The sequence below is a fragment of the Paenibacillus barcinonensis genome, from assembly GCF_003217495.1.
Taxonomy (GTDB): domain Bacteria; phylum Bacillota; class Bacilli; order Paenibacillales; family Paenibacillaceae; genus Paenibacillus; species Paenibacillus barcinonensis.
In genome coordinates this window covers 269,306-281,850 of record NZ_QJSW01000003.1, presented here as the reverse complement: position 1 = coordinate 281,850, position 12,545 = coordinate 269,306, and the positions used below count along the sequence as shown (strand labels likewise).

The 12,545-nt window shown below is 48.4% G+C and carries 13 protein-coding genes and 1 riboswitch; all 13 genes read left to right on the top strand.

From position 1 onward, the window contains the following. Positions 1 to 280: 280 nt before the first annotated feature. On the top strand, positions 281 to 676 hold the full coding sequence (locus DFQ00_RS07005) for a Fur family transcriptional regulator (protein WP_110895753.1): 396 nt from the start codon (positions 281 to 283) through the stop codon (positions 674 to 676). After that, on the top strand, positions 652 to 1,464 hold the full coding sequence (locus tag DFQ00_RS07000) for a winged helix-turn-helix transcriptional regulator (RefSeq protein ID WP_110895752.1): 813 nt from the start codon (positions 652 to 654) through the stop codon (positions 1,462 to 1,464). Before DFQ00_RS07005 ends, DFQ00_RS07000 begins: the two co-directional genes overlap by 25 nt. A 353-nt stretch (positions 1,465 to 1,817) precedes the next feature. Beyond that, positions 1,818 to 3,269: a catalase gene (locus DFQ00_RS06995; protein WP_110895751.1), complete on the top strand. Its 1,452-nt coding sequence runs from the start codon at positions 1,818 to 1,820 to the stop codon at positions 3,267 to 3,269. A gap of 238 nt (positions 3,270 to 3,507) precedes the next feature. Beyond that, positions 3,508 to 3,924, top strand: coding sequence for a BlaI/MecI/CopY family transcriptional regulator (locus DFQ00_RS06990; protein WP_110895750.1), 417 nt, complete (start codon positions 3,508 to 3,510; stop codon positions 3,922 to 3,924). 85 nt (positions 3,925 to 4,009) lie between these two features. Then, positions 4,010 to 4,789 (top strand): M56 family metallopeptidase, encoded by a 780-nt coding sequence (locus DFQ00_RS06985; protein WP_208643759.1) that lies wholly within the window; start codon positions 4,010 to 4,012, stop codon positions 4,787 to 4,789. A 58-nt stretch (positions 4,790 to 4,847) separates the two neighbouring features. Beyond that, the gene (locus DFQ00_RS06980) at positions 4,848 to 5,261 is read left to right on the top strand and encodes a DoxX family protein (protein ID WP_110895748.1); all 414 of its coding nucleotides are present in this window, start codon (positions 4,848 to 4,850) and stop codon (positions 5,259 to 5,261) included. 294 nt (positions 5,262 to 5,555) lie between these two features. Further along, positions 5,556 to 6,257 carry a pirin family protein gene (locus DFQ00_RS06975; RefSeq protein WP_110895747.1) on the top strand — a complete coding sequence of 234 codons (702 nt, stop codon included), beginning with the start codon at positions 5,556 to 5,558 and terminating at the stop codon, positions 6,255 to 6,257. A 51-nt stretch (positions 6,258 to 6,308) separates the two neighbouring features. Next, entirely contained in the window at positions 6,309 to 6,647 is a 339-nt protein-coding gene (locus DFQ00_RS06970; RefSeq protein ID WP_110895746.1) for a hypothetical protein, read from the top strand. Positions 6,648 to 6,852: 205 nt separating this feature from the next. After that, the gene (locus DFQ00_RS06965) at positions 6,853 to 8,448 is read left to right on the top strand and encodes a spore germination protein (protein WP_110895745.1); all 1,596 of its coding nucleotides are present in this window, start codon (positions 6,853 to 6,855) and stop codon (positions 8,446 to 8,448) included. 4 nt (positions 8,449 to 8,452) lie between these two features. Next, positions 8,453 to 9,652, top strand: coding sequence for a Ger(x)C family spore germination protein (locus DFQ00_RS06960; protein ID WP_167433624.1), 1,200 nt, complete (start codon positions 8,453 to 8,455; stop codon positions 9,650 to 9,652). Beyond that, entirely contained in the window at positions 9,645 to 9,866 is a 222-nt protein-coding gene (locus DFQ00_RS06955; protein WP_110895743.1) for a hypothetical protein, read from the top strand. The genes DFQ00_RS06960 and DFQ00_RS06955 overlap by 8 nt, the downstream gene beginning before the upstream one ends. A gap of 18 nt (positions 9,867 to 9,884) precedes the next feature. Continuing rightward, positions 9,885 to 11,111, top strand: coding sequence for a GerAB/ArcD/ProY family transporter (locus DFQ00_RS06950; RefSeq protein WP_110895742.1), 1,227 nt, complete (start codon positions 9,885 to 9,887; stop codon positions 11,109 to 11,111). A 130-nt stretch (positions 11,112 to 11,241) separates the two neighbouring features. Then, positions 11,242 to 12,072 (top strand): uroporphyrinogen-III synthase, encoded by an 831-nt coding sequence (locus DFQ00_RS06945; protein WP_110895741.1) that lies wholly within the window; start codon positions 11,242 to 11,244, stop codon positions 12,070 to 12,072. Between the two features lie 199 nt (positions 12,073 to 12,271). After that, a riboswitch (cobalamin riboswitch) is annotated at positions 12,272 to 12,461 on the top strand. Positions 12,462 to 12,545 lie beyond the last annotated feature (84 nt).

Below are 12,545 nucleotides of genomic sequence, written 5' to 3'. Positions count from 1 at the left end.
GCATTCCCCCCTTTTACGCACATCACTCTATTTTATCTGAAAATCAATGCTCTAGCGAACCATATAATCCCAAATGTTTGAAGGGTTTGGTTCTCAGGCGCTATAAAATTCCAAAAGTAAATATAAACGGTACAATATTGACTCGATATACATTAAGATTTATACTTAATCTAAATCAAAATAAATAAGCATTTTGTATAGATGAGCAAACGAACGATAGAATTGTTTAAATGTTCTAATTCAATATATATTCTGAGAACAATATAAAGGGGTATGGGTTGTGAAAACATTAAATTTGACGATACAGCGGCAAGCCGTATATGATGTCGTGCGTAAATCAGAAGACCATCCAACAGCTGCCGATGTGATGAATCGGCTGGTTGAGCAAGGATATAATCTGGCTTATGGTACGGTCTATAACTCGCTTCGTTATTTAACAGATAAAGAGCTGATTAGAGAGCTTAAACTTGGCGAAACAGCAAGTCGATATGACGCCCGAATGGATGATCATCAGCATATTATGTGTGAAGTATGCGGTAAAGTGGACGAGGTGATGACAGAGGTTCCTCCACAATGGATGCAGCAGGTAGCGGCAGAGACCGGTTATGCAATTGATCATGCACATGTTGTATTTGGAGGTGTCTGCGCGGAATGCAGAAACAAACGGATCAAGTAAAGGTGAAATGGTCGGGCCGACGGTTGCCACTTCGGGTCAAGCCTTCTCTGGCTGAGGCTGAACCTGCACCGTTAGTGGATAACTGTCCAATAACCCGGCGGGTTATTCTGATTAGTCCAATGCCTGGTCAAGTGCATGAGCTGGTGAAAGCCTTGACCGACAGCTGCTTTGACGTGCTTGTGTTTCATCGCTGGGAACCGGATTTGCATGAACGGTTAGTATTTGATCTGCTAATCTATGATCTGTCTGTGGCCGGAACCATTGACGCATTTACGGGAATCAGCAGCCGTTTGAATCGTGAGGCCGAGAACACGACACCTTGTCTCTATCTGGTTGGTGAGAAGATGATTGGCAGTGCAAGCGGCCCCATGTTGCAGGAGGAGTTGCTTGTGTGGCCGGCTCGCCCGCAGGAAGCACTTTACCGGGTTCAGCGAATGATTGGCAGCAGCCCTGTTATGCCCAAGCGTGCATTTTTGCCTGAAGAGGGACAACGCATTGGCTTTAAGGACCTGTTGCTGGATCGCGAACGGATGAGTGTACAGCGTGACGATATGCGGATTCACCTGACCAAGACTGAATATGATCTGCTGCTCAAGCTGATTGATGCCAAAGGCGCAGTCATCTCTCGTGAAGAGATGCTCAGCGACATTTGGGAAACTGATTTTACGGGTGGAAGCAATGTAGTCGATGTTCATATCAAGAGCTTGCGCAAAAAGTTGGGTGATAATGCGTCTTCGCCGCAGTACATCGTTACGGTACGAGGTGTGGGTTACCGTCTCGCGGATTAAACAGCTACACATTCATGAGGAAAAAGATACAGCGTACGGGGCCCTTTCCCGTGCGAAAATGTTTAAATAAAGCGTAGATCGTTTAATAAACGGTCTGCGCTTTATTTTATTTTTGAATGGTTATCACGGGTGGACAGGATGTCTGTTCAGGCCCTTCATGCTTCATTCATCTTACGTTTAACAATCTCATCTTAACCTCATGCGAACCTCATGCAGTATGAGTATTGGACATGTTAGAATCAATTTAACAGTTAGATCAAGTCTAAATGTATATTTAAGCAGCTGACGAATATGATTGGAATTAGTAGATAGATACAGCAGAACAAATACCCAATTCAGAGGAGGACGACTGGATGACAGAGCGTTTGACAACCAATCAGGGAGCACCCGTAGGAGATAACCAGAATTCACGAACAGCGGGAAGAAGAGGGCCAACCTTGCTAGAGGATTACCACCTGATTGAAAAGATTGCACACTTTGACCGTGAACGTATTCCTGAGCGTGTTGTACATGCGAGAGGGGCCGGTGCACATGGGGTGTTCAAGCTGGAGCAGAGCATGAAGGCATATACAACTGCTGACTTCCTGCAAGAGCCGGGTACTGAAACAGATGTGCTTGTACGGTTCTCGACGGTGATTCATGGCACAGGCTCTCCCGAGACGGCACGCGACCCGCGCGGATTCGCCGTTAAATTTTATACACGTGAAGGCAACTACGATATTGTCGGCAACCATTTGCCGGTATTTTTCATTCGGGATGCCATCAAATTCCCGGATATGGTGCACTCTTTGAAGCCGGCTCCAGATACTAACATTCAGGACCCGGCACGTTACTGGGATTTCATGACGCTGACGCCGGAATCCACGCATATGATGACCTGGCTATTCTCTGATTTGGGAACTCCGGCGAGTTACCGCGAGATGGACGGCTTCGGAGTGCATGCTTTTAAATGGATCAATGGGCAGGGTGAAGTGCATTATGTGAAATACAAATGGGAATCCGTCCAGGGCGTTCGTGCCTTCTCCCGTCAGGAGGCTTCGGAAGTACAGGGACAGGACTTCAATCATGCGACACGGGATCTCTATGACCATATCAAAAACGGGGATTATCCGCAGTGGAAACTTCAGGTGCAGTTGCTGAAGCCGGAACAGATGCATGATTTCTCGTTTGACCCGCTGGACCCGACCAAAACATGGCCGGAGGATATTCTGCCGTTCCAAACGGTAGGCACGATGACCTTGAATCGCAATCCTCAGAACTTCTTTGCTGAAGTGGAGCAGGCAGCATTCTCTCCAAGTGCAGTTGTGCCGGGTATTGAGCCTTCTGAGGATAAGTTGTTACAAGGACGCCTGTTCTCCTATCCAGATACACAGCGCCACCGTCTTGGACCTAACTATCTTCAGATTCCGGTGAACTGCCCGTATGCGCCTGTGCGCAATCATCAGCGTGACGGCTTGATGAATGTCAATCAGGACCCGTCGCCAGTGAACTATGAGCCTAACAGCTCTGGCAGCAGCCCGCAGGAGGACCCGACGTACCGGGATAGCCAAGTTCCTTTACATGGAAATGTAACAAGAGAAAAGATCGAGAAAACCGATGATTACACGCAGGCTGGTGAACTGTTCCGCTCATTCACACCTGTGGAGCAGCAGCATTTGCTGGATAATCTGACGAATGATCTCAAAGCGGTGCCTGTAGATATTCAGATGAGAGCTTTGTGCCACTTTTTCCGTGCCGATGGACAACTGGGTGGACGACTGGCGCATGGTCTGGGTGTAGATATTTCCGGGCATATGCCGAAGTAACACTTGCGGGAGGCATCGCTTTACTGATATCTGTGATGTAGAACAGGTGGAACAACACATCAAGGTCTGTCATATATACCGGGCCGTATCGCATGATTGCGGAATGGCCCGGTTTTTGGCAGTCTTTTTACACTCAAATGAAAAACAATTTTACAAATCATTTACATAAAATAGCTGACATAGAGGTTGACTTCTGATCCATGGACACTACAATGGGTAGTGTGAGGGGTGTCAGAATATGAGAATACACAATTTCAAAGTGGGTGAGCGTGGGCTGAACCGTTTCTTTGGTCCGCTGGAGGCCCGGATTATGGACATTCTGTGGGCTCGTCCCGGAAGCAGCATTCGCGAAGTACAGACTGCACTGGAACAAGACAAAGACGTCAATTTTAATACCGTCATGACCGTAATGAATCGTTTGGTGGATAAGGGATTGCTTGGCAAAACACAGAAGGGCCGCACATCATTGTACCAGCCGGTACAGAGCAGGGAGGCGTTTATGAACGATCAATCCAAGGAATTGTCCCAGGAGCTGGTGGATGAATTCGGGACGCTGGCATTAAATCATATGCTGGACGCGCTCGATGAAGCTGACGAAGGATTGATTGAACGACTCGAAATGAAGATTAAACAGTGGAAAAAGGAAAACGAGTAATATGTGGAAGACTCGCTCCAGGATGTTGTTCACCGTTGGGTTGGGTATTCCGGTGTTGGTGCTGGTTCAGATGTTTATGTATGCAATGTACAAATTATTTGGTTGGGATATCCGGCTTAACCTGCTGTGGCTGTGCAATCACTGGATGAGCCGCATGGGCTGGATGTCGGTAGGGCATTTACTGCTGGTGCTGGTACTGCTGACGTTTGCCGGGACAAGCTGGCTGCTGTCTGTTCGCATGATTCAAACAAGAGCGGCGGTGAACAAGCTGCGTTCAATGGAGAATCGCAGCTTGTCGGCAAGGCTCAATGCAAGATATGAGCATCTGAGAAGGCCGAGGTTCCTTGTGGTGGAGCAGTCCTCACCGGTTGCTTTTACGATCGGGATGTGGAGACCTTGTATTGTGCTCTCTACAGGATTACTGCAGATGCTGGATACGGAAGAAGAAAAGGCAGTCGTTTATCACGAGGTTCATCATCTGTGGCATCGTGATCCACTCAAAACAACATTGCTTTCCGTCTTTGCTGCCATGATGCCCTATATCCCTGTGCTCAAGCATACGTCACAGCAATATCGCATTGTGCGAGAGATTCTGGCAGACAACGAAGCCATTGAACGTACAGGAAATGCGGTGGGTATTGGCAGTGCACTTCTGAAGCTGCTGCGTGCATGTTCACCATCAACGGGAGAGAGCAGACCACAGATTATCCAGTCTTCTTTTGCCGATACGTCGGTGAACGTGCGCATCTCAAGGCTGCTGGACCCTGAACGGGACGTTAAGCTGCGTTTGCCGCGTTATGCAATTCTCATCTCGGCAACGGTATTTCTATTGCTGTCCATTCTTTTTGTCTGGTCGATTGGATAGGCACGTTCGAATCAAGAATTATCATGAACTAAATTTGATTGAAATGGGGAGATGAATGATGAATAACAAAAGTGTTGAAATGGGCCTGTTTTTCTTGCGAATTATGATTGGTTTGATCTTTGTACTGCACGGCTGGAGCAAATTCGAGGGTGGAATAAGCGGTACTGTCGGTTTTTTTGAAAGCATAGGCATTCCGGGTTTTATGGCTTCTGTCGTTGCTATTATTGAGCTTGCTGGTGGTGCGGCTGTTATTCTCGGTTTGGGTACCCGTGTATTTGCAGCTTTATTCATCGCTGTAATGGTAGGAGCAGTATTCACAGCCAAGGCGGGTCAGCCGTTCCTGAATGGGACAGAGCTGGATTATATGCTGATGGCTGGATCATTGACGCTGCTTCTGACCGGCAGTCGTTTCTTGGCACTGGATTATCTGTTTAACAGACAGGGGAATGCACGACAGAACGTGAGCGCCTGATCTGTGTAAATGCTGGATAAGCAATAACTCAAACGTCAAGGCTCTTCGCGTGCCGGTTGCTATGTTCGCGAGCTCTATTCAGCCCCTGATCTCTTCATTCAATCAGCCAACGAGGTTTGCCTGATCGAATGGCTGGATCAAGGGCTTTTTTTCATTTTTACAATTGTATCTGAAGCTTGGACGAATGCCCTTGATGTCTGATATAATGAGAATAAGTATGCTACTAAGGAAAAATAAGAACAGACAAGAACAAATCAAACAGGCATTACAATAGATATGAGGAGGTTGCACAATATGATCAAGATCATTCCATCTGAAGCACGTTCCAGCTTTGACCGTGGGTGGTTGCGCGGGAGTCACAGCTTTTCCTTTGGTGAATATTACGAGCAGGACAATACCGCCTTTGGTCCGATGCGGGTTGCCAATGATGATGTTATTGCTCCAGGTCGCGGTTTTGGTGCACATCCCCACAGTGATATGGAGATTGTCTCCATAATACTGAACGGCAAGCTGAGACATGAAGACAGCCTTGGTAACGTTGCTGTAACGGGCTTTGGTAGTATTCAGCGCATGTCGGCAGGAAGTGGTGTCATTCATACTGAGCATAATGCCTCCGATACGGAAGAGGTCAGACTGCTCCAGCTGTGGTTTATGCCGCATACCAAGGGGCTGCAGCCATCCTACGAAACCACCTCCTTTGATACAACGGCTCTGGAAGGTGTCCTTATACCTGTTGCATCCTCCGAGGGTGGGCCGCGGACTGCCACGGTGCATCAGGATATGACGATTTATCTTGGACGGCTGGCTAAAGGTGCGACGCTTGATTTCGAGCAGCCTGCCGGCCGACGGATGTACATTTTCTCCATTGAGGGTAAGCTTGGTCTGCAAAATGAACATGTGTTGCACACCGGAGATACAGCTAGAGTGGAGCAAACTCCTTCGATGAGGCTGGAAGGGCATGAGGACACTTTTTATATGTTAATTGATCTGCCGTAACAAGCAGAACCACTAATTCTCATTTCCAGAATCAAAGGAGGAATTACACATATGGCACAGCAGGAATGGTTTATGGTGAAGCACGGAGTAACCGGACGCGGGCTGGCGAACAGTAAAACAGATGCAGCGCTGTCCTATCGCTTTCAGAAGGAAGGCTCAGGTTACGTGTTCACCGTAACGGGGCTGAATGAGCAGACGATTGCCAAGATTATTGAACTGAAGCAGGAATTAAACGTATTTCGCTTTGTACAGCGCAAAGATCGTCCTCTGACGAAGCACTGGTACTATGTTGATGGCGATCGTGTCACGTATGATCAAGATCGGCATACCCTTACGATTTACGCCAAGTCGGAAATTGAATATATGCCAGATGATTATTTTGCGGACTAGGGCGTGTCTGAAAAGCGGTAAAGGATACACTTCAGTAGGTTTCAAGACACACTCAACATCCGTATGCCAATAAATGCGTGCTTTGCATGTATGTTCAATAGGTCTTCCTTAGGGAAGGCTTATTTTTTTGTGAAAAAGGACCACATAATTCCTTACCTTCTGGCACAAGCTACCTTGTATAAAAACAAGAATGGAGGGACGGCATATGGCAGATAAATCATCAGGCAGCAACAAATCCAAAGCTTCTGCATCAGCCTCTAATCATGGTCAATATGTACCACTGGGACTGCCGTCTCCGCCTATTCTAAAGCAGCCTATTCATGCGGTCCATTCTAATCAGATTCAGGCATTAAAAGAGATTTTCTCGGATTGCTCGGATGTGGTATTCCGTAATGTCATGATATCGCCTGAAATCCGTGGCCTCCTTGTCTATGTAGAAGGTATCGTTAATTCGTCGGATATTCAGGAGCATATGCTCCGTCCGCTGATTCGGGGACTTGTGCAGCAACGAACGGACGAGCCGGATGTGCCCCTTGATGATACACGCATTGAGTTAACCCAGGTGAAACGTGTCAAAACATGGGATGCTGCAACAGAAGGTGTGCTGGCTTCATCCGCACTGCTGGTGATGGACGGAGAGAGCGAAGCGTGGCTTTTTAATGTTAAAGGAGGCGTTAGAAGGGGCGTAGAGGAGCCACAAACGGAATCTGTTATTCGCGGACCGCGGGAAGGGTTCACGGAGACACTGCGTATGAACACGGCTTTGCTGCGCTTCAAGCTGAAAACTCCTGCACTTAAAATGGTCAGCATGACGCTGGGTTCCGATACGAAAACAGATGTGGTGCTGGTCTATCTGGAGGGTGTCGCTGATCCCAAACTGATTCAGGATGCCAAGAAACGTCTGGAGAAGATCGAAATCGACGGCATTCTGGAGAGCGGTTATATTGAGGAGCTTATTGAAGATCATCCGTATTCCCCGTTTCCACAGATGCATTACTCGGAGCGACCGGATACAGTTGCCGGAAACCTGCTGGAGGGGCGGTTCACCATTATGGTGGATGGTACCCCGTTTGCATTGATTGCCCCTGTGACGATATGGCAGATGCTGCAGGCCAGTGAGGACTACTATGAACGCTTCTTTATTAGTAATCTCATTCGCTGGATTCGCTTTTTGTTTGTTGCAATTGCGCTGTTCCTGCCTGCATTGTACATCGCCATCACCACGTTTCATCAGGACATGCTGCCCACCACGCTAATCCTCAGCATTGCGGGTGCACGGGAAGCAATTCCTTTCCCGGCGCTCATCGAAGCGCTCATCATGGAGCTGTCCTTTGAAGCCTTGCGGGAGGCCGGGGTCAGGTTGCCCAAGACGGTTGGTCAAGCCGTCAGCATTCTCGGTGCGCTTGTGATTGGGCAAGCGGCTGTGCAGGCAGGGATTGTATCAGCACCCATGGTTATTATCGTGTCCATGACGGGGATTGCCTCGTTCACGATTCCACGCTTTAACTTTGCCATCACGGTGCGGTTGCTGCGGTTCCCGCTTATGCTTTTGGCAGGTATGCTGGGGCTGTACGGTATCGTTATCGGTCTCGTGTTAATCTCGGTGCATCTCACACAGATGACATCATTCGGCGTGCCGTACCTGTCTGGTCTTAGCCCATACAGCAAAAAAGATACCAAAGACATTCTGGTTCGCGTGCCTTGGTGGAAAATGATCAATCGTCCTTCAACGGTACACCGGGATCGACAGCGGATGACGAGAGATATCAATGGTTCACCGGAAGCGGAGGAAGGGTGGTAATCCCATGCGTTTGTTAATGAAATACCGGGCTGTCGCTGCCATCCTCCTATGCAGCTCCTTGCTGGCTGGCTGCTGGGATCGTGAAGAGATCAATGACATTGCCTTTGTTATTGGTATAGCTGTGGATAAGGAGGGTGATGATTATCGCTCCAGTCTGCAAATTGCTCTACCTGGACAGTCCGGGGCATCCGGCAGTGAGGGTGGTGGCGGTGGAACCAGTGGTGACAAGCCGTGGTTTATCCTGTCTAACACAGCGGATACGCTGCGCGGCACATCGCTGGAAGGCCAGAAATCACTCTCGCGCAAAATTTATTATGCCCATCGCCGGACAATCCTGATTGGTGAAGAGCTGGCGCGTGAAGGCGTTGCTCCCATGCTGGATTTGTTTACAAGATACCCGCTTAACCGGTTGTCTGCATTGCCAGTGGTGACACGTGGAGAAGCCTACAAGGTCATTGATACGGATGCGCCGATTGAAAAGTTTCCCTCCGAGATGGTGCGGGAATTGTGTTTTCTCAACATGCGCAATCCACGTTCGCTCAAAACGTTTATCGACTCGATTCTAAGCGATGGAGTGGACCCCTTCTTGCCCATCGCATCCGTTTCGGACAGTGTACCGAAGGATTGGAAGGACTCCAAAACCAATATCAAGCTGGACGGTCTGGCTATTTTCAAAAAGGATAAGCTTGTGGGCATGATGGACAAGGCCCCTGCCGATGCACTGATCCTTGCTATGGGTGAGGCCAATGAACCTGAAGTTCTGATTAAGGCTCCGCGTGGAGAAGGTGATCTGTTCATTAAATTAAATGAGAACAACTCATCTCTTCATCCTAAAATCGTTAATGGCAAGGTGAGCGTGACCATTCGATTGTACGCGAAAGGTGTCATTGTGGACAACGAATCGGATTATGGCGATCGGCGCGAGAAGGAGATTCTGAACTTAATTGAAGCCACTCACCAGAAGATCAAAGAGGATATCGAAGAAGGCGTGCGGCTGGTGCAAAAAAAATTCCGCGCGGACATTCTCGGTCTGGGCCGTTCTATTCACCAGCATTTACCCAAAGAATGGGATAAAATCAAGGGTCGTTGGGATGTCCTTTACCCTGAGGTCGAGGTGGAAGTGGACCCACATGTGATTATTGAAAATGTTGGAATTGTCAATAAACCGATCGGGGTCGTAGAGGAGGATATCGTACATGATTAAACCCTTGTTATATACGTACCTGGCCATGGTAGTGGTTGTGCTTGTCATGGACTTTCGCCATTTGAAGCAGGCAGCCCCCATTAATCGCTGGCTGTCGTATGGCATTATCGGCATCGCAACAGGCATCTGGTTTTATGTTACGACATTGAACAAAACGGTTTTTATAACGGTATGGATGAGTCATGTCATTCAGCGATTGCTTCCGTTACCCTGACAGAAAGGAGGAGGCAGAATGATTCAGAAAGTAACTCACCGGCAAATGGTGCTAATTATTATGCTGCTGAGTATTACAGGCACGCTAATTCAGCCTCATACACAAGCCATTTTCTATGCAGAACAGCACGCTTATCTCTGTTACGTACCCGTTATTCTGATTATGTTCGCGTCGATGTGGATGCTCGGTCGTGTACAGCGGCGATTTCCAGACAAGGACCTGTTTGAATCGCTGGTGACGCGATTCCCTTTCTTGGGAAGGGTTGCGGGGCTCATGTACATTGTGTTTTTTTTCTTTGTATTTGCCAGAGATATTCGGTTGACCGGTGATTATGTAAGCATCACATTGCTGGAAACGACACCGATATCCATTATTGTGCTGTCTCTGATTGTGATGGCTATCTTTATTGTGCGTGGAGGTCTGGGCTCTTTGATTGGCATGTCGGAGCTATATGTGGTTTTGTTTCTATTAAACTCCATCATTGTGCCGTTTATGCTGATTCAGCAGATCAATCTGGATAACCTGAAGCCCTATTTCGATATTAATTACACGGGGGTGGCAAGGGGGAGCTGGTATGTATTCTCTTTTTACGGAGAGATGATTGTTGTGTCCTTTGTGGTCAGAGGCAAGGACTTTAAAACAAAATCAATTTTCTCCGGTACCCTGCTCACAGGGGGGCTGCTGATGCTAATTATAGTTGAGACAATTACGTCCATCGGGGTTCCGATTGCTTCCAGACTCGTGTACCCATCTTACGAGCTGGCAAGGCAGCTGCAGATCAGTGATTTCCTGGATCGTTTTGACCTGGCGCTCGCTGCGGCAACCTTGCCTTGCGTTATAACAAAGATCGCATTTGACCTGTACTTTGTATGTTGGGGACTGAAACGAATGATTCCCAAAGTGTCAGGCAAGGTGTTAACCGGGCCGATTGCGTTAATGGGCTTTGTCTGTGCGTTCTGGTTTTTCCGCAACGCAATACAGCTGAATCGCTTTACGCGGGAGTGGACCTGGATTGCCATTGTATTCGAGGTGATCTTCCCGATTATATTCTTCCTGTTTCTTCGTCCGCGCAAGAAGGAAGCACAGCAGACCGCGCAAACCGGGTCCGGGGAGCGTAAGTCCAGGAACAAGCAGCAGGGACAGGAGCATGAACAGGAAGCAACGGATGCGGATCAGTCGCATGAAAGGTCTGGAGATCAGAAGCGCAAGGACACACTTGGTGGTGGGAATTTACAGCCTTCCTGATATAAACCATAAAAAATCGTTATAGCTCTGAGGGCAAAAAGAGAGCTATCATGGTTTCCCTTCACAGAAGCAGCCTGTATACTGTAGTCAGACTGATGAACATTCGGCTGAACGAACAGGGGGAGCTCACATGGCACAGCATTTGGAAGGGGTACGTGTCGCATTAACCGGACCGCGAAAGTCCAAAGAAATGTCTATATTGGTAGAGAAGATGGGCGGAATTCCACTCGTGCGGCCTGCACAGGGAACGGTATTTCTGGATGATCGCAATATTAGAGACGGATTGGTTTCCTGGATCTCTGATCCGCCGGATTGGGCCATTTTTACGACAGGCATGGGGCTGGATGCTTTATTTAATATGGCGGAGGATATGGATATTGCTACGCAGCTACGGGACGTCATGGCTGCATCCTGTATTGCAGCAAGAGGGTATAAAACGGTCAATGCTCTCAAGAAGCTGAAGTTAACACCATTGGTGCGGGATGATGATGGCAGTACAGACGGGTTGATCCGTGAATTTGGGCCACATGAGCTTGCTGGTAAAAGGGTGATGCTGCAGCTTCACGGTGAAACCGCTCCGAAGCTGGTGGCCTGGCTGGAGGAGCAGGGTGCTATCGTGCGGCAGGTGCTGCCTTATCGTCATGTACCACCGGAAGCAGCAGAGCTTGAGCAGCTGCTGGATGAGATCATTCGGCATGAGCTGCATGCAGTAGCCTTTACCAGCGGTCCGCAGGTTCGCTTTTTGACTGCCTATGCAGCCACTCAAGGTAAATTGCAGCAGATGCTGACTGCCTTCAAGGAAGGGGTAATCCCGGCTTCGGTAGGTAAAGTGACTGCAAATGCAATGCGTGAGGAGGGCATCGAGGCCATCGTTGTTCCAGAGGAAGAGAAGATGGGGGCGCTGATCGTTGAGCTGGGACGTTACTTCGCCGCAAATCCGGTCGGTGTCCGGGGTAAATAATAGCGTCTTGCCGGCATAAAAGATTTGGAGTGTTTGGCTCTTAACGAATGCAGGAAATGAGCAGACAATAAATGCATGGTTAAATCAGGTTTTGGTCCGTTAGATGGACCAAAACCTTTTTTTGTTTTTATCTGAAAATCGCGTTTAGGACAATTCCCGGAAGCATGGACATTATTTCCTGACCGATGTTATGATGAAGACAATATGAAAGCAGCAAGGTGCTCTTGCATGAAGCAAGAGGTAACAGGGAATCGGGTGCAAGTCCCGAGCGGTCCCGCCACTGTAATGGTGAAGCGCTTTTCGATAAAGTCACTCGCATTAAACGGGGAAGACAGGAAAGACAGCTGATGATCCAGAGCCAGGAGACCTACCTTGCGTGTGTCACCAAACCCTTCGCGGAAAGGAGTGGTGTACGATAATTCAGGAAATGGGCAAACATCGGTTTGCACCAAGAGGCCCCTGCAGAGGCCTTC